We start from the raw sequence: 25,090 nt of genomic DNA on the forward strand, positions 1-25,090 counted from the left end.
CACGACCCGCGCGTGTTACGCGGAAAGGGCGGCGCGGCCCTTGCTGCGGCGGTTCGCCAGGATGGCGCGGCCGGCACGGGTACGCATCCGCAGGCGGAAGCCGTGGGTCTTGGCACGACGGCGGTTGTTCGGCTGGAAGGTGCGCTTGCTCACTCGGGGGCTCCAGAGAATGAATCGTTGTGGCGGGACATCGCCTGGCTGTCACCGTGCGCCCACGAGGAAACTCGCGTGTTCGCCCGAGTGGCACCGCTACATGACCACGATCAGTGATCTTCGCCCATCGGTAGGCAGGCGGCAGCAGCCATCGACAACTCGACCTCGTTACGGTACGCGCGGCTACGCCATCCGGTCAAACCGAGCCCTGACTGCCGCACACTGTGCACAGGCTGTGGACAACGACTTGAACCGTACCCACCGGCCTGACTACCGTTGTCTGATCCCGGATTTTTTGTCCCGACCGTCCCAAAGAACCACACATTCGTGGAACCGGGACCTGTGAGAGAGCGTGCTCTGTGGCTGACGTACCTGCCGATCTTGCCGCAGTGTGGCCACGCGTGCTCGACGTGCTCCTGGGGGAGGGACAGCCGGGCGTCGAGCCCAAGGACAAGCAGTGGGTGGAACGCTGTCAGCCCCTGGCCCTCGTGGCGGACACCGCTCTGCTCGCCGTGCCCAATGAATGGGGGAAGCGGGTCCTGGAGGGCCGGCTCGCCCCCCTCATCAGTGACGCCCTCAGCCGCGAGTGCGGCCGGCCCATCCGGATCGCCATCACCGTGGACGACTCCGCGGGGGAGCCGACGCCGCCCGCCCCCTCCGCCCAGCAGCGTGACTCCTACGAGCCCTACGGCGGCCAGCGGCCCGGCGGACACACCGGCCCCGGCGGCTCCGACGACGAACGGCTGCCCTCCGCGCGCCCCGCCTACCCGGACTACCAGCAGCAGCGCCCCGAGCCCGGCTCCTGGCCCCGCGGCGGCCAGCAGGACGACTACGGCTGGCAGCAGCCCCGCCTCGGCGGCTTCCCCGAGCGTGACCCCTACGCCTCCCCGCAGCCGGGCTACCTCCAGCAGTCCGAGCCCGGAGGCTACGAGCAGGGGGCGTACGAACAGGGTTCCTTCGAGCAGCAGCAGTACGAGCAGTCCCCGTACGAGAACCAGCAGCACCAGCCACACCAGCCACACCAGCAGCACCAGTACGAGCAACAGCAGTACGAACAGCCCTCCCCGCGGCCGGCCCCCAACCGCCCCGCCCCCTCGGCCCCGTCCGGCGGTTCGACCTCGGGCCCGCTGGAACCGACCGCCCGGCTGAACCCCAAGTACCTGTTCGACACCTTCGTCATCGGCGCCTCGAACCGCTTCGCGCACGCCGCCGCGGTGGCCGTCGCCGAGGCGCCCGCGAAGGCGTACAACCCCCTCTTCATCTACGGCGAGTCGGGCCTCGGCAAGACACACCTCCTGCACGCCATCGGGCACTACGCGCGCAGCCTCTACCCGGGCACCCGGGTGCGGTACGTGAGCTCCGAGGAGTTCACCAACGAGTTCATCAACTCGATCCGCGACGGCAAGGGCGACGCGTTCCGCAAGCGCTACCGCGAGATGGACATCCTGCTCGTCGACGACATCCAGTTCCTGGCGAGCAAGGAGTCGACGCAGGAGGAGTTCTTCCACACCTTCAACACGCTCCACAACGCCAACAAGCAGATCGTGCTGTCCTCCGACCGGCCGCCCAAGCAGCTCGTCACCCTGGAGGACCGGCTCCGCAACCGCTTCGAGTGGGGCCTGATCACCGACGTCCAGCCGCCGGAGCTGGAGACCCGGATCGCGATCCTGCGCAAGAAGGCGGTCCAGGAGCAGCTCAACGCCCCGCCGGAGGTACTGGAGTTCATCGCCTCCCGCATCTCGCGCAACATCCGCGAGCTGGAGGGTGCGCTGATCCGCGTCACCGCGTTCGCGAGCCTCAACCGTCAGCCGGTGGACCTCGGCCTGACGGAGGACGTGCTCAAGAACCTGATCCCGGGCGGCGAGGACAGCGCGCCCGAGATCACCGCCTCGGACATCATGGCCGCCACCGCCGACTACTTCGGGCTCACCGTTGACGACCTGTGCGGCTCCTCGCGCAGCCGGGTCCTGGTCACGGCCCGGCAGATCGCCATGTACCTGTGCCGGGAGCTCACGGACCTCTCCCTGCCCAAGATCGGGGCCCAGTTCGGCGGCCGCGACCACACCACGGTCATGCACGCGGACCGCAAGATCCGGGCCCTGATGGCGGAACGGCGCTCGATCTACAACCAGGTCACGGAGCTCACCAACCGCATCAAGAACGGCTGAGGCCGGCTCCAGACTCCCCAGGACACCCGCGGAGGACCCGTCCAACGGCCCTCCGCGGCCCTCGCACGCTCACCTACAGGGGCGCTTCCGGATCGAACCGGGGGCGCCCTTCTTCATGTGCGCGCCTGTGCTCTGTTCGAATACGCCCCCTGGAGGCCAACTCATCCACAGATTGGGCGACTTTCTTCCGTCCACACCCTGGGGAGGGGCTGCGTCACCCACAATCTGTCCACAGGGGCGCAGGTTGAGAGGTCATCAACCCAGTTCAGCCGCCTGTGGAATTGTGCACAACGTCTATCCACAGGCTGTGGACAGAAAATCCTTCCACAGGCTCGTCCACCTCTTCGTCCACCGCCCACTCACAGGTTGCCGCATCCTGTGCACAGGATCCGATGACTTCTCCACACCGTTGTCCACTGTTCGGCAACGCGCACCCCGCAGTCACCACCCCGAGTGAAAGCCGTCACATGGATACCGGTGTTTGGTCTGTGGAGTACTGGGGAAAAGCTGGGGACACACCTGTGGAGTAGTGGGGGTCGTCTGGGGACGGCCTGTGCAGAAGTTTTCGTTCTCCACAGGGACACCGTGTTGTCCACCGGTGCCGCCCACAGGGTGTGGGGATAAAAAACCGGGCCTGACCTGCGAGAACGGGCTTATCCACCGTTTCCACAGGCCCTACTACTACCCCCATAGAGAGTTAGGCCGGATTCGGTTTTCAAGCAGGTCCTGTGCACAACTCGTCGTCCTGCCGTCCCGGCGCCGTGCTCCCGACTTGACCGCCGACAGCGCCGACTGTCGGCGCCGTACGTCAGACTGGTCCCCGGCACCGAGGCCTCGGTCCGTCGAGACCCTGGGCCGAGAGCCGACGACGAAGGCCGGCAGACGAGCGAGCAACAGCAGGAGGCGGTTCCGGTGAAGATCCGGGTGGAGCGCGACGTACTCGCGGAGGCGGTGGCTTGGGCTGCCCGTAGCCTCCCGGCCCGGCCGCCGGTGCCCGTTCTCGCGGGCCTGCTGCTCAAGGCCGAGGACAGCACGCTGTCCCTCTCCGGCTTCGACTACGAGGTCTCCGCCCGCGTCTCCGTCGAGGCCGATGTCGAGGAAGACGGCACGGTCCTGGTCTCCGGCCGGCTCCTCGCCGACATCTGCCGCGCCCTCCCCAACCGCCCCGTGGAGATTTCCACAGACGGTGTACGGGCGACCGTGGTCTGCGGCTCCTCCCGGTTCACACTCCACACCCTGCCTGTGGAGGAGTACCCGGCGCTGCCGCAGATGCCGACCGCAACCGGCACCGTCCCCGGTGAGGTCTTCGCCTCCGCCGCCGCCCAGGTCGCCATCGCCGCCGGCCGCGACGACACGCTGCCCGTGCTGACCGGTGTCCGCATCGAGATCGAGGGCGACCGGGTCACCCTCGCCTCCACCGACCGCTACCGCTTCGCGGTCCGCGAGTTCCTGTGGAAGCCGGAGAACCCCGACGCGTCGGCCGTGGCCCTGGTGCCCGCGAAGACCCTCCTGGACACCGCCAAGTCGCTGACCAGCGGTGACACCGTCACCCTCGCCCTTTCGGGCTCCGGTGCGGGCGAGGGCCTCATCGGCTTCGAGGGCGCGGGCCGCCGCACCACCACCCGCCTGCTCGAAGGCGACCTGCCGAAGTACCGCACGCTCTTCCCGACGGAGTTCAACTCCATCGCGGTGATCGAGACCGCCCCGTTCGTCGAGGCCGTCAAGCGTGTGGCCCTCGTCGCCGAGCGCAACACCCCGGTCCGCCTGAGCTTCGAGCAGGGCGTGCTGATCCTGGAAGCCGGCTCCAGCGATGATGCACAGGCTGTGGAACGCGTCGACGCGAAGCTGGAGGGCGACGACATCTCGATCGCCTTCAACCCGACGTTCCTGCTGGACGGCCTGAGCGCGATCGACTCGCCCGCCGCCCAGCTGAGCTTCACCACCTCCACCAAGCCCGCGCTGCTCAGCGGCCGTCCCGCCGTCGACGCCGAGGCGGACGAGGCGTACAAGTACCTGATCATGCCGGTCCGCCTCTCCGGCTGAGTCCGTCCCGTCGGGCCCGGTCTCGCGCACGCGCGGACCGGGCCCGACGGCGTCCCGGCACGTTGGGTGGGGTCCTGCCTGACGGCCCGGCGTAGGCTCGGATCCGGGGACGGCCCCGGATCCCGGGGAGCCCGGCACAGACGGCCACAACGCTTAAGGAAGCACCTGATGGAGCTTGGTCTCATCGGTCTCGGCAAGATGGGCGGCAACATGCGCGAGCGCATCCGCCGCGCAGGCCACACCGTCATCGGATACGACCGCAACCCGGACCTCGCGGATGTCCACAGCCTGCGGGAACTCGTGGACGGCCTCCAGGCCCCCCGCGTGGTGTGGGTGATGGTCCCGGCCGGTGCGGCGACGCAGTCCACCGTCGACGAACTGGGAGAGCTGCTCTCGCCCGGCGACATCGTCGTCGACGGCGGCAACTCGCGCTGGACGGATGACGAGAAGCACGCCGAGGAGCTGGCCGCCAAGGGCATCGGCTTCGTCGACTGTGGCGTATCCGGCGGCGTGTGGGGCCTGGAGAACGGCTACGCGCTGATGTACGGCGGCGAGAAGGAGCACGTCGCGGCCGTACAGCCGATCTTCGACGCCCTCAAGCCGGAGGGCGAGTTCGGCGCCGTGCACGCGGGTAAGGTCGGCGCCGGCCACTTCGCGAAGATGGTCCACAACGGCATCGAGTACGCCATGATGCAGGCCTACGCCGAGGGCTGGGAGCTGCTGGAGAAGGTGGACTCGGTCACCGACGTCCGCGAGGTGTTCCGGTCCTGGCAGGAGGGCACGGTCATCCGTTCCTGGCTGCTGGACCTCGCCGTGAACGCGCTGGACGAGGACGAGCACCTGGAGAAGCTGCGCGGCTTCGCGCAGGACTCGGGTGAGGGCCGCTGGACGGTCGAGGCGGCGATCGACAACGCCGTTCCGCTGCCGGCCATCACCGCCTCGCTGTTCGCCCGGTTCGCGTCCCGCCAGGACGACTCCCCGCAGATGAAGATGATCGCCGCGCTGCGCAACCAGTTCGGCGGCCACGCGGTCGAGAAGAAGTAGTCCGCCCGCACGACCGGCAACACCAGCAACACTCGCAAGACAGCAAGACAGCAAGACAGCAAGCAGCAGGAAGCCGGGGGAGGTCGGCGCCGAATGCACGTTTCGCATCTCTCACTGGCCGACTTCCGCTCGTACGCCCGGGCCGAGGTTCCCCTCGGTCCGGGCGTCACCGCGTTCGTGGGACCCAACGGCCAGGGCAAGACGAACCTCGTCGAGGCGATCGGCTACCTGGCGACCCTGGGCAGCCACCGGGTCTCCTCGGACGCCCCGCTGGTACGGATGGGCGCGGACCGGGCGGTCATCCGTGCGGCCGTGGCGCAGGGCGAGCGCCGGCAGCTGGTCGAGCTGGAGCTCAATCCGGGGCGCGCGAACCGCGCCCGTATCAACCGGTCCTCGCAGGTCAGACCGCGTGACGTGCTGGGGATCGTCCGTACGGTGCTGTTCGCGCCGGAGGACCTGGCCCTGGTCAAGGGCGACCCGGGAGAGCGGCGCCGCTTCCTGGACGAGCTCGTCACCGCCCGCTCACCGCGGATGGCCGCGGTCCGCTCCGATTACGAGCGGGTGCTCAAGCAGCGCAACACCCTCCTCAAGTCGGCGGCCATGGCCCGTCGCCACGGCGGGCGTTCCATGGACCTGTCGACCCTCGACGTGTGGGACCAGCACCTCGCCCGGGCGGGCGCGGAACTGCTGGCGCAGCGGCTGGACCTGATCGCGTCCCTGCTGCCGCTGGCGGACAAGGCGTACGAGCAGCTCGCGCCGGGCGGCGGCCCGCTGGGCATGGCGTACCGGTCCTCGGCCGGTGAGCCTGTGGACAGCGGGGCGGCGCGCACCCGGGAGGCGCTGTACGAGGTACTGCTGGCGGCGCTGTCGCAGGTGCGCAAGCAGGAGATCGAGCGGGGCGTGACGCTGGTCGGCCCGCACCGTGACGACGTGCTGCTGCGGCTCGGGGAGCTGCCGGCCAAGGGGTACGCGAGCCACGGCGAGTCCTGGTCGTACGCGTTGGCGCTCCGGCTGGCCTCTTACGAGCTGCTGCGCTCGGAGGGCGACGAGCCGGTGCTGATCCTGGACGACGTGTTCGCGGAACTCGACACCCGGCGCCGCGAGCGGCTGGCGGAGCTGGTGGCTCCCGGTGAGCAGGTGCTGGTGACGGCGGCTGTGGACGATGACGTTCCGGATGTGTTGGCGGGGACGCGGTTCGGGGTGTCCGGCGGTGAGGTGACCCTGCTGTGAGCGACCACGAGGAGCAGCACCCGGAGCGCAAGGCCCCGCCGTTGTCCGGAGTGGACCTGGCGCGGCAGGCGCTGGCGGCCGCGCGCGAGCAGGCGCGGGCACGCGGCAACGCGGCGCCGGGCAGGAAGCGGCAGCAGCAGGGGCTGCGGTCGGGTGCGCGCGCGGACGGCCGGGATCCGATGCCGTTGATGGCGGCGCTGGCCCGGCTGCGGACCGAGCACGGCTGGGAGATGCCGATGGCGGTGGCCGGTGTGATGGAGCGCTGGCCGGAGATCGTCGGTCCGGAGATCGCCACGCACTGCGTGCCGGAGCGGTACGAGGACCGCGAGCTGGTGGTCCGCTGCGATTCCTCGGCGTGGGCGGCGCAGCTGAAACTGCTGGCGCCGCAGCTGGTCGCGCGGCTGAACGCGGAGCTGGGCCAGGACACCGTACGGATGATCAAGGTGCACGGCCCGGGCGGCCGGCCGAAGCAGTACGGACCGTGGCGGGTGCCGGGCGGCACCGGTCCGGGCGATACGTACGGCTGACACCTCCCTCTTTTCCTCCTCCTCTTTTCCTCCCCCGCGCCCGGTGGGCGCCCGGTGGGCGGTGTCCCGCGCCCGCCCTGCGGCATGTGGATCACGGGTCGGCGACGGCACGGTTTCGGCCAGGTCGCGGCCCTGCTCCGGCGCGCTCCCCGGCGTGGTGTCCCTCACGGTAGTGAGAGGTTGACAGGCCGAAGCGCTCAACGCCCGTGTGAGCCTCTTTGAGCCCCTCCCCGGATATGGGGAGTCGGAGAGAGGAGGTTCAGGGCGGCACATGAGGACTCAGGTACCCGCAAACCCCCATTCATGTCCGCGGTACCGGTAGACTGAAGCGAATCCCGCCCGCTTGCGGGATCCGCTGACAAACGCTGACAACGCAGATCGACGCAGCCGCTCCTGCTTGCATGCCTGCTGGCCCGGAGTTCGGCCTGTGCTGTGCCAGAAAGGGCGCTTCGTGGCCGATTCCGGCAACCCCAACGACAACCAGTCCACAGCCGGCGAGGGCGGCGGGGCCACCTCGTCGTACGACGCCAGTGCGATCCAGGTCCTGGAAGGCCTGGACGCGGTCCGCAAGCGGCCCGGCATGTACATCGGGTCGACCGGTGAGCGCGGTCTGCACCACCTCGTGTACGAGGTCGTCGACAACTCCGTCGACGAGGCCCTGGCCGGGCACGCGGACACCATCGACGTCACCATCCTCGCCGACGGCGGGGTGCGCGTGGTCGACAACGGCCGCGGCATCCCGGTCGGCATCGTCCCGTCCGAGGGGAAGCCGGCCGTCGAGGTCGTCCTGACCGTCCTGCACGCGGGCGGCAAGTTCGGCGGCGGCGGCTACGCCGTCTCCGGCGGTCTGCACGGCGTCGGCGTCTCCGTCGTGAACGCCCTGTCGACCAAGGTCGCGGTCGAGGTCAAGACGGACGGCCACCGCTGGACCCAGGACTACAAGCTGGGCGTGCCGACCGCCCCGCTGGCGCAGAACGAAGAGACCGACGAGCACGGGACGTCGGTGACGTTCTGGGCCGACGGGGACATCTTCGAGACGACCGAGTACTCCTTCGAGACGCTGTCGCGGCGCTTCCAGGAGATGGCGTTCCTCAACAAGGGCCTGACGATCTCGCTGACGGACGAGCGCGAGTCGGCGAAGGCCACCGTCGGTGCGGACGACCCCGACGCGGACGCGGCCGAGCCCTCCGCGCGCACGGTCACGTACTTCTACGAGGGCGGCATCGTCGACTTCGTGAAGTACCTCAACTCGCGCAAGGGCGAGCTGATCCACCCGACCGTCATCGACATCGAGGCCGAGGACAAGGAGCGCATGCTCTCGGTCGAGATCGCGATGCAGTGGAACTCGCAGTACACCGAGGGCGTCTACTCCTTCGCGAACACGATCCACACGCACGAGGGCGGCACCCACGAGGAGGGCTTCCGCGCGGCGCTGACCGGTCTGGTCAACCGCTACGCGCGTGACAAGAAGCTGCTGCGAGAGAAGGACGACAACCTCGCCGGTGAGGACATCCGCGAGGGTCTGACCGCGATCATCTCGGTCAAGCTGGGCGAGCCGCAGTTCGAGGGCCAGACGAAGACCAAGCTGGGCAACACGGAGGCCAAGACCTTCGTGCAGAAGGTCGTGCACGAGCACCTCAACGACTGGTTCGACCGCAACCCGGTCGAGGCCGCGGACATCATCCGCAAGTCGATCCAGGCGGCCACGGCCCGCGTCGCGGCCCGCAAGGCCCGTGACCTGACCCGCCGCAAGGGCCTGCTGGAGAGCGCCTCGCTGCCGGGCAAGCTGTCCGACTGCCAGTCGAACGACCCGACCAAGTGCGAGATCTTCATCGTCGAGGGCGACTCCGCCGGCGGCAGCGCGAAGTCCGGCCGCAACCCGATGTACCAGGCCATCCTGCCCATCCGCGGCAAGATCCTGAACGTCGAGAAGGCCCGTATCGACAAGATCCTCCAGAACACCGAAGTCCAGGCGCTGATCAGCGCCTTCGGCACCGGCGTGCACGAGGACTTCGACATCGAGAAGCTCCGCTATCACAAGATCATCCTGATGGCGGACGCCGACGTCGACGGCCAGCACATCAACACCCTGCTGCTGACGTTCCTCTTCCGCTTCATGCGGCCGCTGGTCGAGGCCGGTCACGTGTACCTCTCGCGCCCGCCGCTCTACAAGATCAAGTGGGGCCGGGACGACTTCGAGTACGCGTACTCGGACCGCGAGCGCGACGCCCTGGTCGAGCTGGGCAAGCAGAACGGCAAGCGGATCAAGGAAGACTCGATCCAGCGCTTCAAGGGTCTGGGCGAGATGAACGCCGAGGAACTGCGCGTCACGACCATGGACGTGGACCACCGCGTGCTCGGCCAGGTCACGCTGGACGACGCGGCGCAGGCCGACGACCTGTTCTCGGTGCTGATGGGCGAGGACGTCGAGGCACGTCGCTCCTTCATCCAGCGCAACGCCAAGGACGTTCGGTTCCTCGACATCTGAGTCGGTCTCCGCTGACCGCCTGAAAGGACTTCTGACCAGCAATGGCCGACGAAACCACCCCCACCGCAGAGAACGCCGCGGAGGAGCAGCCCGTGCTGCGGATCGAGCCCGTCGGGCTCGAGACGGAGATGCAGCGCTCCTACCTCGACTACGCGATGTCCGTCATCGTCTCGCGCGCGCTGCCCGACGTACGGGACGGCCTCAAGCCGGTGCACCGTCGCGTGCTGTACGCGATGTACGACGGCGGCTACCGGCCCGAGAAGGGCTTCTACAAGTGCGCCCGCGTCGTCGGCGACGTCATGGGCACCTACCACCCGCACGGTGACTCCTCGATCTACGACGCGCTGGTCCGCCTGGCGCAGCCGTGGTCGATGCGGATGCCGCTGGTGGACTCGAACGGCAACTTCGGCTCCCCGGGCAACGACCCGGCGGCGGCGATGCGCTACACCGAGTGCAAGCTGATGCCGCAGGCCATGGAGATGCTCCGGGACATCGACGAGGAGACCGTCGACTTCACGGACAACTACGACGGCCGCAACCAGGAGCCGACGGTCCTGCCGGCGCGCTTCCCGAACCTGCTGGTCAACGGCAGCGCCGGCATCGCGGTCGGCATGGCCACCAACATCCCGCCGCACAACCTGCGCGAGGTCGCGGCGGGCGCCCAGTGGGCGCTGGAGCACCCGGAGGCCTCGCACGAGGAGCTCCTGGACGCGCTGCTGGAGCGGATCAAGGGCCCTGACTTCCCGTCCGGCGCCCTCGTGGTCGGCCGCAAGGGCATCGAGGAGGCGTACCGGACCGGTCGCGGCTCCATCACGATGCGCGCGGTGGTCGAGGTCGAGGAGATCCAGAACCGCCAGTGCCTGGTGGTCACCGAACTCCCGTACCAGACCAACCCCGACAACCTCGCGCAGAAGATCGCCGACCTGGTCAAGGACGGCAAGATCGGCGGCATCGCGGACGTCCGCGACGAGACCTCCTCGCGGACCGGCCAGCGTCTGGTGATCGTCCTCAAGCGGGACGCGGTCGCCAAGGTCGTGCTGAACAACCTGTACAAGCACACCGACCTCCAGACGAACTTCGGCGCGAACATGCTGGCGCTGGTGGACGGGGTGCCGCGCACCCTGTCGATCGACGCGTTCATCCGCCACTGGGTCACGCACCAGATCGAGGTCATCGTCCGGCGGACGAAGTTCCGCCTGCGCAAGGCGGAGGAGCGCGCCCACATCCTGCGCGGTCTGCTCAAGGCGCTGGACGCGATCGACGAGGTCATCGCCCTCATCCGGCGCAGCAACACCGTCGAGATCGCGCGCGAGGGCCTGATGGGCCTGCTGGAGATCGACGAGATCCAGGCGAACGCGATCCTGGAGATGCAGCTGCGGCGCCTGGCGGCCCTGGAGCGGCAGAAGATCGTCGCCGAGCACGACGAGCTCCAGGCGAAGATCAACGAGTACAACGCGATCCTCGCCTCCGAGGCCCGCCAGCGGCAGATCGTCAGCGAGGAACTGGCGGCGATCGTCGAGAAGTTCGGCGACGACCGGCGCTCCAAGCTGGTGCCCTTCGACGGTGACATGTCCATCGAGGACCTGATCGCCGAAGAGGACATCGTCGTCACGATCACCCACGGCGGGTACGTCAAGCGCACCAAGACCGAGGACTACCGCTCGCAGAAGCGCGGCGGCAAGGGCGTGCGCGGCACGAAGCTCAAGCAGGACGACCTGGTCGACCACTTCTTCGTGTCCACCACGCACCACTGGCTGCTGTTCTTCACGAACAAGGGCCGCGTCTACCGGTCCAAGGCGTACGAGCTCCCGGACGCCGGGCGTGACGCGCGCGGTCAGCACGTCGCGAACCTGCTGGCCTTCCAGCCGGACGAGAAGATCGCCCAGATCCTCGCGATCCGCGACTACGAAGCGGCGCCCTACCTGATCCTGGCCACCAAGGGCGGCCTGGTGAAGAAGACGGCGCTCAAGGACTACGACTCTCCCCGTTCGGGTGGTGTCATCGCCATCAACCTCCGCGAGACGGAGGACGGGAGCGACGACGAGCTCATCGGTGCCGAGTTGGTGTCCGCCGAGGACGACCTGCTGCTGATCAGCAAGAAGGCGCAGTCGATCCGCTTCACCGCGACCGACGACGCGCTGCGTCCGATGGGCCGTGCCACCTCCGGCGTGAAGGGCATGAGTTTCCGTGGCGGGGACGAACTGCTCTCCATGAGCGTGGTCAGGCCCGGTACCTTCGTCTTCACCGCGACCGACGGCGGCTACGCCAAGCGGACGCCGGTGGACGAGTACAGGGTCCAGGGCCGTGGTGGTCTGGGCATCAAGGCCGCGAAGATCGTCGAGGACCGCGGTTCGCTCGTCGGCGCGCTGGTGGTCGACGAAACGGACGAGATTCTCGCCATCACCCTCAGCGGTGGTGTGATTCGTACGCGCGTCAATGAAGTCCGGGAGACCGGCCGTGACACCATGGGCGTCCAGCTGATCAACCTGGGCAAGCGGGACGCCGTGGTGGGTATCGCGCGGAACGCCGAGGCCGGTCAGGAGGCCGACGAGGTCGACGACGAGAATGCGTCGCAGACCGAGGAAGCCGAAGGACAGGCCGCTGAGGCCGCCGAGGGCACGCAGCCTTCGGCTGGGGAGCACGAGGAGTAAGTCGTGAGTGGAGCCACGGGCGCCGGACCGGCCAAGACTGGAGCGAACGGTGCCCGTGGCCCCGCCGCGGATTCTCAAGGCGGGGGCGCCCCCGCAAAGGGCAGGGGGAGCACCGTGACCGATACGCGAGGGCCGAAGTCCAAGCCGAAGGCCGGCGCGGCCCAGGATCCGGGCGCGCAGCCGTACACGCCGCCGCAGGCCCACGGGGCGTCCGCGGGCCCGGGTGCGCAGCGTCAGGTGCGCACGGGGGTCCGTACGGCACCCCGGACGCGCAAGGCGCGGCTGCGGGTGGCGAAGGCCGACCCGTGGTCGGTGATGAAGGTCAGCTTCCTGCTCTCGATCGCGCTCGGCATCTGCACGGTCGTGGCATCCGTGGTGCTGTGGATGGTCATGGACGCGATGGGCGTCTTCTCGACCGTCGGCGGCACGATCAGCGAAGCGACCGGTTCCAACGAGAGCAACGGCTTCGACCTCCAGTCGTTCCTTTCGCTGCCACGCGTGCTGATCTTCACCTCCGTGATCGCGGTGATCGACGTCGTGCTGGCGACGGCACTGGCGACGCTGGGCGCGTTCATCTACAACGTCTCGGCCGGCTTCGTGGGCGGTGTGGAGCTCACGCTCGCCGAGGACGAGTGAGCCTGACTGACCTGCGGGGACGCTCCCGCGGAACGGATTTGGGACCTGCCGGGTCTGTGCGCTAACCTTCAGGAGTCAGCGCGCAGCGCGGATGGGGCTATAGCTCAGTTGGTTAGAGCGCATCCCTGATAAGGATGAGGCCACAGGTTCAAATCCTGTTAGCCCCACAGTGTCGAAGACCCCCAACCGATCCCGGTTGGGGGTCTTCGCGTTGTCCGGCCTCCGCGGTCGATCGCCCCCGGAGCGGCGGCCGTAGGGTGCTGTGCATGGGAAGCGTTCTGCACGTGCCGACGGAAGAAGACATGGAACTGGTCGGGTTCGCCCGGCGCATCGTGGAGGCCAATGGCGACGGGGAGACACACACGGTCGGTGCGGCCGTCCGGGACGTGCGGGGGCGGATGTTCGGAGGCATCAACCTCTACCACTTCACCGGCGGGCCGTGTGCGGAGCTCGCGGCGCTGGCACACGCGCGCGCCGAGGGGGCACGGGAGCTGGTGACCATCGTTGCCGTCGGCGACAGGGGCCGCGGAGTGCTGGCGCCGTGCGGACGCGACCGGCAGGTGCTGCTGGACTACCACCCGGGCATCCGAGTCCTCGTCCCCACGGCCGCAGGGCCGCGCGGCATCGACGTCACGGACCTGCTGCCGCACAGCTATGTGTGGGCGGATCAGGCCGTCCTTCCGCCCGCTTCCGGGTGATCCGCACCGACTCCTGCGTGGGGCCGGTCGAGTGCCGCCGGAGGGGCCCCTCAGATAACCGATCGGTATCGGTCGGTGTGTATTGTGGGCCGTCAGAAGTACCCAACGTCAACGAAAGACGAGGTCGCGCGGTGAAGAAGCTGCTCCTGGTCGCACTGGCCGCCATCGGCGGTCTCCTCGTGTACCGCCAGATCCAGGCGGACCGCGCCGAGCAGGACCTGTGGACGGAGGCAACCGACTCCGTGCCTTCTGGTTCCGGCGTGTGAGACCCACTGTTTCCCACAAGGCCCCGGCTGCCGCTGCTGCCGGGGCTTTGTGCTGTTCTGTGGCGAAAGATTGCGGTACGCAAAGTTCGGGCTTGCGGGAGTGAATCCGGGGTGTGGGTGCGCGTGAGGGGCGGGGTACGGAGAACGGCGGGGGCCGGGGCGGCTGTCGTGGGGCTCGCCGTGTGGACGGCGGGGGCCGCGTTCGCGGCCGGACCCGCGCCCGGGCCGCTGCCCGAGTACCGCCTGGCCGAGGGAGCCCGCACGGTCCAGGGCAAGCCCTCCAGCGCCGACGCACCGCCGCTGGAGCCGGACACGGTCTACGAGGACACCGTCTCCCCCGGTGAACGGTTCTACCGGCTCGCCCTCGACGACACCTCCGACTTCTACGTCTCGGCAGTGGTCCGGCCCGGCAAGGGCTCCAAGGTGGGCTACAGCGACGGCATCGAGGTCGAGATCATGACCAAGGAGGGGCGGCGCTGCCCCAACCCGGGCCGGGCGGACTTCGGTTACGACCCCGTCCCGACCGGTGCGGCGGCCGTACGGCGGGTCCGGGAGGACGCCGAGTGCCAGGCGGGCGGCATCTACTACGCCAAGGTGACGCGGACCGCGGCCAAGGACTCAGCCGGGGGAGCGTGGCCGGTGGAGCTCCTGGTCCGGCGCGAGCCCGGCCTGGGCGGCCCGGTGCCCACCGTCGCACCCAGCGTGTGGCCCTCGGCCTCGCCGACGCTGCCGGGTACGGAACCGGTGGGGCGTACCGGCGGGACCGGCTTCAACGACGCCCGCGCCCTGGGGAGCGGGGTGTGGCGTGACGACCTGCGGCCCGGGCAGACCCGTTTCTACCGCGTCCCGCTGGACTGGGGACAGCAGTTGGGGGTCGGTGCGGAGATCGCGGCCGCCGAGATGACCAAGCCGTACGGATCCGCCGCCGGCGGGCTCACCGTGTCGCTGTACAGCCCCTTCCGGGGGCTGGTCGGCTCCGAGGACACCTCCTACGACGGCAAGCAGGCGGCCGTCACCCTGCCGAAGACCGCCCCGGTGGCGTACGAGAACCGCTACGCGAACGAGGCCGGGGTGCGCGGGGCGGGGGTGGCCGGCTGGTACTACCTCGCGGTGACGCTGGGCGGGAAGGTCGCGGAGTTCACGCGGGACGCCACGCCGGTTCCGCTGACGCTGCGGATGGAGGTCATCGGCGCCCCGGCCAAGGCGCCCGCGTACCGGGAGAGCCTGGGCGCGGCCGGGTTCGGGGTCGGTCCCGCCGACCGGACGGCCGCGAAGGAGGGCCTCACCGGACCGGAGGCGGCCGCGGCCGAGAGCGACCGCTCGGTGATGCGGGTGGTGGCCGGCGCGGGCTTCGGCACCGGGGCGGTGCTGCTGCTCGGACTCGGGGCCTGGTTCCTGCTGGCCCGGCGGAACGCCGGCCCCGGACATTAGATCCGGGTCAGCGCCCAGGTGCCGAGCGCGAAGCAGAGCAGGGCGGCGGTGAGGACGGCGGCCGTGACCCGGCGCGGGGGCGGGGCGATCCCGGAGCGCACCCAGGGCGGCTGCGGGGGCGCGGCCGGCGGGGCGAGGTGGAAGCTCCCGGTCTCGGAGGGGCCGTAGCCCGTCGGCGGGCCGTACGAGGGGTGCGGTGCGGGCGGCGCCGGGACGGCGGGCGGGGTGGCCCCGGGCGGCTGAACAGGCGGCTGAACGGGCGAGGGCGTGAGCCCGGCCGGCGGGGACGGGGTTTCTTCGGGGGCGACGGCGACTCCGGACGCCGGGACTTGGGGACCTTGGGGACCTTGGGGACCGAAACCGTCGGGGAGCGGCCCGAGTTGGTCGAACACTTCCACGGGCTCTTCGTCCGCCGGGGGCGGCGGCAGCAGCTCGACGGCCTCGGCAAGGGCCTTGCGTGCCCCCGTGGCGGTCCGGAACCGTTTTTCGGGGTTCGGGTGCAGCAGACCCGCGATGACGTCCCACAGGGGCCCGGGGACGCCCTCGGGTGCCCCGGGTGTCCCCTGGGTCAGGAAGTGCTGCACCAGCACCTGGGAGTCGGGCTTGCTCCCCCGAAGGAGGTACAGCGCGACCAGGCCGACGGCGAACAGGTCGGCGGGGAAGTCGGGCTCGGCGCCCAGCATTTGCTCGGGGGCGAAGTACCCCGGCGTGCCGACCACGACGTGGGTGTCGGTGAGCCGGGGCTCACCCTTGCGCATGGAGATCCCGAAATCGGACAGCCGCAGGTGCGGCCGTCCCGTCCCCGTCGCCTCCATCAGGATGTTGGCCGGTTTGATGTCGCGGTGGACGACGCCCTCCGCGTGCACCGCCGCCAGCCCCGTGAGGAGCTGGTCGAGCAGCGTGCACACGAAGCGGGGCGGCAGCGGTCCGTAGTCCGCGATCACATGGGCGAGGGAGCCGCCGCCGACCAGGTCCATGGTGAACAGGACCTTGTCGTCGTCGGCCGCCCAGCTGGCCGGGGCCAGCACGTGCGGGTGGTCGATCCGCAGGGCCTGCTCGCGCACGAAGCGCAGCAGGGTGTGGGCGTCGCCCTGGAGGAGGACCTTCGCGGCGACGTACCGGCGACGGCGGTGGTCCCAGGCCCGCCACACCGCGCCCGCGCCGCCCCGTCCGATCGGGTCGACCAGCTCGTACCGGCCGGCGAAGACCTCACCCATCGCTGTGCCCGTCCCCCGTCGTCGCTCGTGCGGTCAGTTCTGGTGGGCCTCGTAGTGGGCGACCGCGTCGGAGGTGCGCCCGGCTCCGTACACCCTCAGGAACTCGGCGAGTTCCGGATGGCTGGCGGCGAGCGTGTCCGCCGCGTCGATGATGTCGCCCGCGGCGGAGACCGAGCGCAGCAGGGACTGGATCTCGCGCACGACCCGCTTGACCGTGGGTGCGCCCGAACCTGTGGTCGTCTGACCGCTGTTGATGAGGACGGAGCCGCCCTGGGTCCGCTTGATCTCGTCCATGCGGTCGGTGGCCTCGGCCGCGCTGACGCTGCCGTCGGCGACCTGGCCGGCGAGGTCCTGGAGCGCCTGGACCCGCTGGACCACGGCCGGGTTGCCGATCTTGGCGCGCTGGCCGCTCATCAGCTGGGACAGCATCGGGGCCGACAGTCCGAGGACGGCAGCGAGGCGGGCCTGGTTCAGCCCGAGGTCGTCTATGAGCCGGCGGAAGAGCGCTCCCAGCGGCTCGCCGTACCAACTGCGCTGGAGCTCCCTGGCTCTGGCCGTGGCCTCTTGCTGTACTGCGTCCACGCTGACAACTCCCCTTCGCTGGTGCGAACCTCGCGAGCATCTTACGGAGAGTGGTCGCGGGGCGGGAGTCCCTATCATTTTGCGGGATGAGGGGGTACACCCGGTACTCTGTTCTGCGGAACGACCACTCCTTCACCGGGGGACGGGCGTATCCGTTTTCGGGGCCTTAGCTCAGTTGGTAGAGCGCTGCCTTTGCAAGGCAGATGTCAGGAGTTCGAATCTCCTAGGCTCCACTCTTGAAAGACCCCCTTGACCTGCGGAAACGCCGGTCAAGGGGGTCTTTTGTCTGTTCGGCCGGGGACCGCCTGTCCGGCCACGGACCGGGAGGGCCGGCGGCCGGTCCGATGTTTCACGTGAAACACCGTCGCCCGGACGGGTCAGCCACGGGGCCGCGTCCGGGATGGTGGTCGAGAGTGGGGTGAGGCACTGTGGCCAGGGGGGCGACATCACGCCGGAGGCGCACACACCATGGGAATCTTCGACTTCCTGAAGTCCGACAAGAAGAGGCAGGAAGAGGCCGCCGAGAAGGCGAAGGAGCAGGCCGAGCAGCAGGCCCCGGCCAGGGCGGCAGGGCCCAACGACATGGGCGGGAAGTACACCGACGCCACCTCGGCCACCAGGGCGGCCGCCGCCCCGGCCCCGCCCAAGCCGGTACCCGGGCACGTGCAGCACAAGACGCCGACCCCGGCCTCCGCCGCGCACAAGGCGGTGCCGGCGGCGCCGAAGCCGCCGTCCGAGGCGCAGCGCACCTACATCGTCCGGACAGGTGACTCGCTCTCCGCGATCGCCCGTCGCGAGCTGGGCAACGAGGGGCGGTGGCGCGAGCTGTACGCCATGAACAAGTCCGTCGTCGGTCCCAACCCCGACATGATCCGGCCGGGCATGGTGCTCATGCTCCCGAGCTGAGGCCGACGGGCGAGGGCGCGGTGAAGGGGCCCGGATCCGCCAGGGATCCGGGCCCCTTCACCGCGCCTCGCGCGCCCGTCGACTACTGCTGCGTGCCGACTACTGCTGCTCGCGCCGACTACTGCTGCGCGTCGCCGTTCGGGTTCGCCTCGTTCTCCTTGGCCGCCAGCTCGTCGTCGAAGGTGGCCGGCTCGGCGTCGCGCCCCGACGTCTCCGTGGCCGCCGGCGGTTCCACGAGCCAGTCCGGGTTGGACTGCTGGTCCCACCACTTCCATGCGGCGAAGGCCGCGCCCGCCACGACACCGGCGATCGCGAGCCCCTTGAGCAGCCGGCCCGCGCGCGCCCGCCGCTCGTGCTTGCGCACGAGCCGCTGCACTTCCTTGGCCGTCACCTGGCCGCGCAGCGCCGCGAGCGCCGCGGAGGACCGCGACGCCGCCTCTTCCGCCATGGGCTGGGCAGCCGCGAGCGCGCTTTCGATCCGGGGCTGGGTGTAGTCGGCGGCCTGGCGCGCCACCCGGCGCGTCTGGTGCACCGCGGTCGTGGCGGCGCGGTCGACGTTCGGGGGTACGTGGGCCCGCGCGGCCCGGAGGCGCGGGTGCAGATGGCTGTCGTAGGTCGTACGGGCCTGCCGGGCGGCCTCTCCGGCCGCGTACGAGACCTTCGGCGCCAGCCGCTCGTTCGCCTCGTGCGCGTAGTGCACAGCCGCGTCCTTGGCGGTTCCTGCGTACGGCGCCACCACTTCCGCTGCGTGCCGCATGCTCTCCCTGGCGTTCTCGGCTGCCAGGCGCACGCTGTCCTTGCGGGTCACGGGATCCTCCTCCTCGGTGGCGGACACAGTTCACCTTTCCACCCTTTGTCGGATCATGCCTGTCCCCACGCCAACAGGCATGTGAGACAGGGCATTCGGGTGGAGGGTTTCCGTGGGCCGGCCCGCATCGTGGGAGGATCGGGAACCGACAGTGAGCACTAGGGAAGGCAGATCCCGTTGGCCGAGAAGCTCTACGCCACGCTGAAGACGAACCACGGCGACATCGAGATCGAGCTGCTGGCGAACTTCGCCCCCAAAACGGTACGGAACTTCGTGGAGCTGGCCACCGGCGCGCGCGAATGGACCAGGCCGACGGACGGTCAGAAGACCACGGACCCGCTGTACGACGGCACGGTCTTCCACCGCATCATCAGCGGGTTCATGATCCAGGGCGGCGACCCGCTCGGCAACGGCACCGGCGGTCCCGGTTACCAGTTCGCCGACGAGTTCCACCCCGACCTGGCCTTCACCAAGCCGTACCTGGTCGCCATGGCCAACGCCGGACCGGGCACCAACGGCTCCCAGTTCTTCATCACCGTCGCACCCACCGCCTGGCTGACCCGCAAGCACACCATTTTCGGCGAGGTCACCGACAAGGCCAGCCAGAAGGTCGTGGACGAGATCGCCGCCCTGCCGACCAATCCGCGTACCGAGCGGCCGCAGGACGACGTGATCATCCGGACGGTGGTCGTCGAGAAGCGCTGATCCCCCGGCGCCGCACCGGGAACCTTCCCCGCCGCCCGTCCGTCCTCGATACGTACCTTGACCGGACCGGTGGGGCGGCGCCCGCGCCAGTCCCGCCGTCAACCGAGGGGACCGATGGACACCGACCGTCTGCCGGGCTGCTACCGCCACCCGGACCGCGACACGGGGATCCGCTGTGTCCGCTGCGAGCGCCCGATCTGCCCCGAGTGCATGATCAGCGCCTCGGTCGGTTTCCAGTGCCCCGAATGCGTCCGCGAGGGCTCCGGTACGGGCCGTCGCCCCGCCGACAACGCACCGCGGACCCTGGCGGGCGGCGTCGTCGCCGCGGATCCCCACCTCGTCACCAAGATCCTCATCGGGATCAACATCGCGGTCTTCCTCGCGGCGCAGGCGGCGCCGGGCCTGCCCGTGCGGCTGGAGTTGCTCGGCCGCTACGTGGAGTACTACGGAGCGCCCCTGGAGGGGGTGTCCACCGGCCAGTACTACCGGCTGCTCACGTCGGTGTTCCTGCACACCGAGTGGTGGCACGTGATCGGCAACATGATCGGCCTGTGGGTACTCGGCGGCCCGCTGGAAGCCGCCCTCGGCCGGGTCCGCTATCTCGCGGTGTACCTGCTGTCAGGTCTGGGCGGCAGCGCCCTCGTCTATCTGCTGACCGCGCCGAACACCGCGACCCTCGGTGCGTCGGGAGCCGTCTTCGGCCTGCTCGGCGCGACGGCCGTCCTCGCCCGCCGGATGCGGTACGAGATGCGGCCGGTGATCATCATGGTCGTTCTGATGCTGGCGCTGACCTTCGTACGGGTCGGCGACATCAGCGTGTCCTGGCAGGCACATGTGGGCGGTCTGGTCACCGGGGCACTGGTCACGCTGGGGCTGCTCCTGCCCGGCGCCGGCCGCAGGCGGATCCTCCTCCAGTGGGGGAGCTGCGCGGCGGTGTTCCTGTTGGCAGTCCTGCTGATCGCGGTCAGGACGGCCGGGCTGGCCGCACTCACCTGATCACACCGGCGTCAACTCTCCACAGAGTTATCCACAGATCTTCTGTCTTTTCCTCAGGTGTGGATGACGCTGTGGATAACTCATGGGGAGAGCTTCCGCCGGCGGTGGATTTCCGCTATGTCCGCCGGGCTACTTCCACTGCGTCGAGACGCCGAATCCCGCCGCGATGAAGCCGAAACCGACCACGATGTTCCAATTGCCCAGGGATTCGATGGGCAGCTGGGTGTCGGTCACATAGAAGACGACGATCCAGGCGAGGCCGATCAGGAAGAACGCGAGCATGACCGGGGCCACCCAGCTGCGGTTCGTCAACCTGATCGCCTGCGGCTGCCGCGTCGGCGGCGGCGTGTAGTCGTCCTTCTTGCGGATACGTGACTTCGGCACGAGGGGCTCTCCTGTCGATGCGCTGGGGACCTTGCCTGCCCCGGGCGTCCGTTAGCGTAGTGGACCTGTGGCGTTGAAGGAGAAGGGTACGTTGAGCGATTCCCACGACTCCTCCGCGGGTCCCCGCCGTCGGCTCCGACCGGTCCGGCTGCTGACCGCCGTCGTTTTCGCCCTCGCCGGTCTCATCTTCGTCACCAGTTTCAACACGTCCAAGGGTACGAACATCCGCACGGACGCCTCGCTCCTCAAGCTCTCCGACCTGATCCACGAGCGCAGCCAGAACAACGCCGAGCTGGAGAAGACCACGGCGGCGGTGCGCGGCCAGGTGGACGCCCTCGCAGAGCGCGACGACGGCAGCACCAAAGCCGAGGACGCCAAGCTGGCCGCCCTGCGCGCCGCCTCCGGCACCGAGGCGGTCTTCGGCAAGGGGCTGACGGTCACCCTCAACGACGCCCCGCCGAACGCCGTCCCCCGCATCCCCAACGTGCCCGACCCCCAGCCCAACGACCTCGTGATCCACCAGCAGGACCTCCAGGCCGTGGTGAACGCGCTGTGGCAGGGCGGCGCCACCGGGATCCAGATCATGGACCAGCGCCTGATCTCCACCAGCGCCGTCCGCTGCGTCGGCAACACCCTGATCCTCCAGGGCCGGGTCTACTCGCCCCCGTACAAGGTCTCCGCGGTGGGTGACCCGGGCGCGTTGCGCAAGGCGCTCGCCGCCTCGCCCGCCCTGCAGAACTACCAGCTGTACGTCACGGCGTACGGCCTGGGCTGGAAAGTGGACGAGCACAAGGCGCTGACACTGCCCGGGTACTCCGGCACAGTGGACCTCCACTATGCGAAGCCCGTGGAATCCGCCACGTCCACGTCCACGTCCACGCCGACGTCCTGACGTCGTACTGCGCCTGCTGGTGCGGACGTTCAGCGAGGTGTGCCTGACGGCCGGCACGGTGATCGTGCTGTTCGTCGCCTACCTGCTGCTGTGGACGGGCGTCCGGGCCGACCGGGCCATGGACGGCGAGGTGGCCCGGCTGCACGAGCGCTGGGCGGCCCCCGCCGCCCCCACCGCCCCGGCGCCGGCGGCCGCCCCCGCGCCGGGCGCCACCCCGTCCGCTCCCGCTACCGCCCCTCCCCCCGCCCCGCCGCTCGCCGACGGGCGGGCCTTCGCCGAGATGTACGTGCCCCGCTTCGGCGCGGACTGGAACAAGCCCGTGCTGGAGGGCACCGGCCCGGAGCCGTTGAAGAAGGGCCTCGGCCACTACCCGCGCTCGGCCCGCCCCGGCGAGAGCGGGAACTTCGCGGTGGCCGGGCACCGGCGGACGTACGGGGACCCCTTCAAGGACGTGCCGGAGCTGCGCCCCGGGGACGCCGTGATCATCAAGGACGCCGTGGCCTGGTACACGTACACCGTCCGGACCGGGCCGCTGCGCGTCCTGCCCACCGAGACGGGGGTGGTCGACCCGGTACCGCAGGGATCGCCCTTCACCGCCCCCGGCCGGTACCTGACCCTGACCACCTGCGAACCGGAATGGGGCCACAGCCACCGCCTGGTGGTGTGGGCGGAGCTCACGGGGACCCGGCCGGCCGGCCAGGGACCGCCCGGGGGATTGCCGAGGTGACCCCCCACTTACGGCCTGTGGCTTTAGTCTGTTGCGGTACCGCTCCCGCGGTACGTGGGAGGAACGCGGAACGAGAGGGAAGCAGGCGCGATGTACGGCTGGATCTGGCGGCATCTGCCCGGCAACGCATGGGTACGCGCGCTGATCTCGCTCGCACTGGTCCTCGCGGTGGTGTTCGTGCTGTTCCAGTACGTCTTCCCGTGGGCCGAGCCGCTCCTTCCGTTCAACGACGTGACGGTGGACGAAGGATCGGGAGCTGCTCCGTGAGCGCGCGCATTCTGGTTGTCGACAACTACGACAGCTTTGTCTTCAATCTGGTCCAGTACCTCTACCAGCTCGGCGCCGAGTGCGAGGTGCTGCGCAACGACGAGGTCGAGCTCGCCCACGCGCAGGACGGTTTCGACGGCGTACTGCTCTCGCCGGGCCCGGGCACCCCGGAGGAGGCGGGCGTCTGCGTCGACATGGTGCGGCACTGCGCCGGCACGGGCGTCCCCGTCTTCGGCGTCTGCCTCGGCATGCAGTCGATGGCCGTCGCGTACGGCGGCGTCGTCGGCCGGGCTCCGGAGCTGCTGCACGGCAAGACCTCGCCGGTGGTGCACGAGGGGCTCGGCGTGTTCGCCGGGCTGCCGTCGCCCTTCACCGCGACCCGCTACCACTCCCTCGCGGCCGAGCCGCAGACCCTGCCCGACGCGCTGGAGGTCACCGCGCGGACCGAGGACGGGATCATCATGGGGCTGCGGCACCGGGAGCACGACGTCGAGGGCGTGCAGTTCCACCCCGAGTCGGTGCTGACGGAGTGGGGTCACCGGATGCTCGCCAACTGGCTCGTGCGCTGCGGTGACGCCGGCGCCGTCGAGCGGTCGGTGGGACTGGCCCCGGTGGTGGGCAAGGCCGTCGCGTGACGGCCGTCGCGCCGTCCGCGCCCACGGGGGGCCGGGCCGCGCGGCGCAAGGCGGCACAGGAGGCCGCGAAGCGTACGCACGTACGGGCGCGCAAGCGGGGCGGCGGACGCCGCCGCCGGCGCCCGCGCTCGGGCGGCCCGCTGGTGGTGCTGAGCCGCGCCGTCGGGGAGATGTTCATCACCGTCGGCGTGGTGATGCTGCTGTTCGTCACCTACCAGCTCTGGTACACCAACGTGCTGGCGGAGCGGACGGCGGACGGGGCCGCGGGCTCGCTGCGGCAGAACTGGGAACACGCCCCGGGCGGGGCGTCCGCGCCGCCGGTGGCGGCCTTCGAGCCGGGCCAGGGCTTCGCGATCCTGCACATCCCGAAACTGGACGTGAAGGTGCCGGTCGCGGAGGGCGTCAGCAAGACGCAGGTGCTCGACAAGGGGATGGTCGGGCACTACGGCGAGGGACCGCTGAAAACGGCGATGCCGTCGGACCGGCAGGGCAACTTCGCGCTGGCCGGCCACCGCAACACCCACGGGGAACCGTTCCGCTTCATCAACCGGCTGGTGCCGGGCGACCCGATCGTGGTGGAGACGAGGGACGCGTACTACACCTACGAGATGACCTCCGCGCTGCCGCAGACCTCACCGTCCAACGTGTCGGTGATCAAGCCGGTTCCCGCGGGATCCGGCTTCACCGGATCCGGCCGGTACATCACGCTGACGACCTGCACCCCGGAGTTCACCAGCACCTACCGGATGATCGTATGGGGCAGGATGACCGGGGAACGACCCCGCAGCCAGGGTGCCCCGGCCGCGCTGAACAGCCCGTAAGCCGACCCGTACGTACGCCACAGAGGACGAATCCGCAGTGTCTCGTGCCCGCCGCCGTTCCGCACAGCCGCCCCGCGACCGCAGTGTCCTCGCCGGGTTCCTGAGTGTGCTCGGCGAGCTCCTGATCACGGTGGGCCTGGTGCTGGGCCTGTTCGTGGCCTACTCGCTGTGGTGGACGAACGTGCTCGCCGACCGGCAGGCGTCGGCGCGCGGCGACGAGGTCCGGCGCCAGTGGCAGCAGCCGTCGCCGGCCGGCGGGGCGCAGCGGCCGGCCGAACCCGGGGCACTGGACACCCGGGGCGGCATCGGGTTCCTGCACGTGCCGGCGATGAAGAACGGCGAGGTGCTGGTCAAGCCGGGAACCTCCCCGGACGTGCTCAACGAGGGCGTCGCCGGGTACTACACGGAGCCGGTGAAGGCGGCGCTGCCGTGGGAGGAGAAGGGCAACTTCTCGCTGGCGGCGCACCGCGACGGGCACGGGGCGAAGTTCCACGATATCGACAAGGTGAAGGGCGGCGACGCCGTCGTCTTCGAGACGCGTGACACCTGGTATGTGTACAAGGTCTTCGCGGAGCTGCGCCAGACCTCGAAGTACGACGTGGACGTGATCAACCCGGTCCCGAAGGAGTCGGGCAGGACGGCCCCGGGGCGCTTCATCACGCTGACGACCTGCACGCCGGTGTACACCTCGAAGTACCGCTACGTCGTGTGGGGCGAGCTGGTGCGCACGGAGAAGGTGGACGCCCGGCGCACCCCGCCCGCGGAACTGCGCTGACGGGAACGGCCCGGCCCCCCCAGGACGGGGGGCCGGGCCG

Annotated in this window: 24 protein-coding genes, 2 tRNA genes and 1 pseudogene; 22 read left to right on the forward strand and 5 right to left on the reverse strand. The window is 69.9% G+C overall.

Annotation, left to right across the window (positions count from 1 at the left end; genetic code table 11):
• Positions 1–15: 15 nt before the first annotated feature.
• A complete protein-coding gene (rpmH, locus tag OG861_RS15945; protein WP_018547628.1) occupies positions 16–153 on the reverse strand; it encodes a 50S ribosomal protein L34 in 138 nt (45 codons plus the stop codon).
• A 410-nt stretch (positions 154–563) separates the two neighbouring features.
• Here rpmH and dnaA point away from each other — a divergent pair, with 410 nt between their 5' ends.
• The 12 genes from dnaA to OG861_RS16005 all read left to right on the forward strand — a co-directional run bounded on the left by dnaA (position 564) and on the right by OG861_RS16005 (position 15,335).
• Positions 564–2,321: a chromosomal replication initiator protein DnaA gene (gene dnaA / locus OG861_RS15950; protein WP_443057521.1), complete on the forward strand. Its 1,758-nt coding sequence runs from the start codon at positions 564–566 to the stop codon at positions 2,319–2,321.
• A 912-nt stretch (positions 2,322–3,233) separates the two neighbouring features.
• Complete coding sequence (dnaN, locus tag OG861_RS15955) at positions 3,234–4,364, forward strand: DNA polymerase III subunit beta (protein ID WP_329196658.1); 1,131 nt, start codon at positions 3,234–3,236, stop codon at positions 4,362–4,364.
• A gap of 78 nt (positions 4,365–4,442) precedes the next feature.
• Positions 4,443–5,408 (forward strand): phosphogluconate dehydrogenase (NAD(+)-dependent, decarboxylating), encoded by a 966-nt coding sequence (gene gnd, locus OG861_RS15960; RefSeq protein ID WP_443056771.1) that lies wholly within the window; start codon positions 4,443–4,445, stop codon positions 5,406–5,408.
• Positions 5,409–5,501: 93 nt separating this feature from the next.
• A complete protein-coding gene (recF, locus tag OG861_RS15965; protein ID WP_329196655.1) occupies positions 5,502–6,638 on the forward strand; it encodes a DNA replication/repair protein RecF in 1,137 nt (378 codons plus the stop codon).
• Positions 6,635–7,165: a DUF721 domain-containing protein gene (locus tag OG861_RS15970; protein WP_329196653.1), complete on the forward strand. Its 531-nt coding sequence runs from the start codon at positions 6,635–6,637 to the stop codon at positions 7,163–7,165. Before recF ends, OG861_RS15970 begins: the two co-directional genes overlap by 4 nt.
• Positions 7,166–7,592: 427 nt before the next feature.
• The gene (gene gyrB, locus OG861_RS15975; RefSeq protein ID WP_329196651.1) at positions 7,593–9,653 is read left to right on the forward strand and encodes a DNA topoisomerase (ATP-hydrolyzing) subunit B; all 2,061 of its coding nucleotides are present in this window, start codon (positions 7,593–7,595) and stop codon (positions 9,651–9,653) included.
• Between the two features lie 41 nt (positions 9,654–9,694).
• Positions 9,695–12,304 carry a DNA gyrase subunit A gene (gyrA, locus tag OG861_RS15980; protein WP_329196649.1) on the forward strand — a complete coding sequence of 870 codons (2,610 nt, stop codon included), beginning with the start codon at positions 9,695–9,697 and terminating at the stop codon, positions 12,302–12,304.
• Between the two features lie 3 nt (positions 12,305–12,307).
• Positions 12,308–12,940 carry a DUF3566 domain-containing protein gene (locus tag OG861_RS15985; protein WP_329196647.1) on the forward strand — a complete coding sequence of 211 codons (633 nt, stop codon included), beginning with the start codon at positions 12,308–12,310 and terminating at the stop codon, positions 12,938–12,940.
• A 93-nt stretch (positions 12,941–13,033) separates the two neighbouring features.
• Positions 13,034–13,107, forward strand: a tRNA-Ile gene (locus OG861_RS15990).
• Between the two features lie 99 nt (positions 13,108–13,206).
• Positions 13,207–13,638 (forward strand): cytidine deaminase family protein, encoded by a 432-nt coding sequence (locus OG861_RS15995; RefSeq protein ID WP_329196645.1) that lies wholly within the window; start codon positions 13,207–13,209, stop codon positions 13,636–13,638.
• Between the two features lie 131 nt (positions 13,639–13,769).
• On the forward strand, positions 13,770–13,904 hold the full coding sequence (locus OG861_RS16000) for a DLW-39 family protein (protein ID WP_208809277.1): 135 nt from the start codon (positions 13,770–13,772) through the stop codon (positions 13,902–13,904).
• A gap of 168 nt (positions 13,905–14,072) precedes the next feature.
• Positions 14,073–15,335, forward strand: coding sequence for a hypothetical protein (locus OG861_RS16005; protein ID WP_329196642.1), 1,263 nt, complete (start codon positions 14,073–14,075; stop codon positions 15,333–15,335).
• On the opposite strand, the gene OG861_RS16010 is transcribed toward OG861_RS16005, so the two are convergent.
• Together OG861_RS16010 and OG861_RS16015 are read right to left on the reverse strand one after the other, a co-directional pair.
• Positions 15,332–16,552 (reverse strand): serine/threonine-protein kinase, encoded by a 1,221-nt coding sequence (locus OG861_RS16010; RefSeq protein ID WP_330261759.1) that lies wholly within the window; start codon positions 16,550–16,552, stop codon positions 15,332–15,334. The two genes, OG861_RS16005 and OG861_RS16010, sit on opposite strands and share 4 nt — an antisense overlap.
• Before the next feature lie 33 nt (positions 16,553–16,585).
• Positions 16,586–17,134 (reverse strand): DNA-binding protein, encoded by a 549-nt coding sequence (locus OG861_RS16015; RefSeq protein WP_329196640.1) that lies wholly within the window; start codon positions 17,132–17,134, stop codon positions 16,586–16,588.
• A gap of 160 nt (positions 17,135–17,294) precedes the next feature.
• On the opposite strand from OG861_RS16015, the gene OG861_RS16020 reads away from it, so the two are divergent.
• Both OG861_RS16020 and OG861_RS16025 read left to right on the forward strand, forming a co-directional pair.
• Positions 17,295–17,367, forward strand: a tRNA-Ala gene (locus OG861_RS16020).
• 235 nt (positions 17,368–17,602) lie between these two features.
• On the forward strand, positions 17,603–18,040 hold the full coding sequence (locus OG861_RS16025) for a LysM peptidoglycan-binding domain-containing protein (RefSeq protein ID WP_329196638.1): 438 nt from the start codon (positions 17,603–17,605) through the stop codon (positions 18,038–18,040).
• A 118-nt stretch (positions 18,041–18,158) separates the two neighbouring features.
• Here the strand turns inward: OG861_RS16025 and OG861_RS16030 are convergent, their stop codons facing one another.
• Positions 18,159–18,848: a DUF5324 family protein gene (locus OG861_RS16030; RefSeq protein ID WP_329196636.1), complete on the reverse strand. Its 690-nt coding sequence runs from the start codon at positions 18,846–18,848 to the stop codon at positions 18,159–18,161.
• A gap of 177 nt (positions 18,849–19,025) precedes the next feature.
• On the opposite strand from OG861_RS16030, the gene OG861_RS16035 reads away from it, so the two are divergent.
• Complete coding sequence (locus tag OG861_RS16035; RefSeq protein WP_329196634.1) at positions 19,026–19,553, forward strand: peptidylprolyl isomerase; 528 nt, start codon at positions 19,026–19,028, stop codon at positions 19,551–19,553.
• A 114-nt stretch (positions 19,554–19,667) separates the two neighbouring features.
• On the forward strand, positions 19,668–20,549 hold the full coding sequence (locus OG861_RS16040; protein WP_329196632.1) for a rhomboid family intramembrane serine protease: 882 nt from the start codon (positions 19,668–19,670) through the stop codon (positions 20,547–20,549).
• Positions 20,550–20,678: 129 nt separating this feature from the next.
• Here the strand turns inward: OG861_RS16040 and crgA are convergent, their stop codons facing one another.
• A complete protein-coding gene (crgA, locus tag OG861_RS16045; RefSeq protein WP_190185596.1) occupies positions 20,679–20,933 on the reverse strand; it encodes a cell division protein CrgA in 255 nt (84 codons plus the stop codon).
• A 91-nt stretch (positions 20,934–21,024) separates the two neighbouring features.
• Between crgA and OG861_RS16050 the strand changes: the two genes are divergently transcribed.
• From OG861_RS16050 to OG861_RS16075, 6 genes and pseudogenes are all read left to right on the forward strand, one after another.
• Complete coding sequence (locus OG861_RS16050) at positions 21,025–21,825, forward strand: DUF881 domain-containing protein (protein WP_329196631.1); 801 nt, start codon at positions 21,025–21,027, stop codon at positions 21,823–21,825.
• A gap of 13 nt (positions 21,826–21,838) precedes the next feature.
• Entirely contained in the window at positions 21,839–22,552 is a 714-nt protein-coding gene (locus OG861_RS16055; RefSeq protein WP_443056770.1) for a class E sortase, read from the forward strand.
• A gap of 90 nt (positions 22,553–22,642) precedes the next feature.
• On the forward strand, positions 22,643–22,819 hold the full coding sequence (locus OG861_RS16060) for a hypothetical protein (RefSeq protein ID WP_168713929.1): 177 nt from the start codon (positions 22,643–22,645) through the stop codon (positions 22,817–22,819).
• The gene (locus OG861_RS16065; RefSeq protein ID WP_329196628.1) at positions 22,816–23,454 is read left to right on the forward strand and encodes an aminodeoxychorismate/anthranilate synthase component II; all 639 of its coding nucleotides are present in this window, start codon (positions 22,816–22,818) and stop codon (positions 23,452–23,454) included. The genes OG861_RS16060 and OG861_RS16065 overlap by 4 nt, the downstream gene beginning before the upstream one ends.
• Positions 23,455–23,597: 143 nt before the next feature.
• Positions 23,598–24,275: pseudogene (locus tag OG861_RS16070) on the forward strand (class E sortase); the annotation flags it as partial.
• Between the two features lie 37 nt (positions 24,276–24,312).
• Positions 24,313–25,050, forward strand: a complete 738-nt coding sequence (locus tag OG861_RS16075) for a class E sortase (protein WP_329196626.1) — start codon at positions 24,313–24,315, stop codon at positions 25,048–25,050.
• Positions 25,051–25,090 lie beyond the last annotated feature (40 nt).

The organism is Streptomyces sp. NBC_00539, from assembly GCF_036346105.1.
Lineage (GTDB): Bacteria > Actinomycetota > Actinomycetes > Streptomycetales > Streptomycetaceae > Streptomyces.

Bases quoted from the DNA above. Each gene is read 5' to 3' on its own strand.
- recF (WP_329196655.1), top strand. From the start codon at position 5,502: ATGCACGTTTCGCATCTCTCACTGGCCGACTTCCGCTCGTACGCCCGG.
- gyrA (WP_329196649.1), top strand. From the start codon at position 9,695: ATGGCCGACGAAACCACCCCCACCGCAGAGAACGCCGCGGAGGAGCAG.
- OG861_RS15995 (WP_329196645.1), top strand. From the start codon at position 13,207: ATGGGAAGCGTTCTGCACGTGCCGACGGAAGAAGACATGGAACTGGTC.
- OG861_RS16010 (WP_330261759.1), bottom strand. From the start codon at position 16,552: ATGGGTGAGGTCTTCGCCGGCCGGTACGAGCTGGTCGACCCGATCGGA.
- OG861_RS16025 (WP_329196638.1), top strand. From the start codon at position 17,603: ATGGGAATCTTCGACTTCCTGAAGTCCGACAAGAAGAGGCAGGAAGAG.
- OG861_RS16040 (WP_329196632.1), top strand. From the start codon at position 19,668: ATGGACACCGACCGTCTGCCGGGCTGCTACCGCCACCCGGACCGCGAC.
- OG861_RS16060 (WP_168713929.1), top strand. From the start codon at position 22,643: ATGTACGGCTGGATCTGGCGGCATCTGCCCGGCAACGCATGGGTACGC.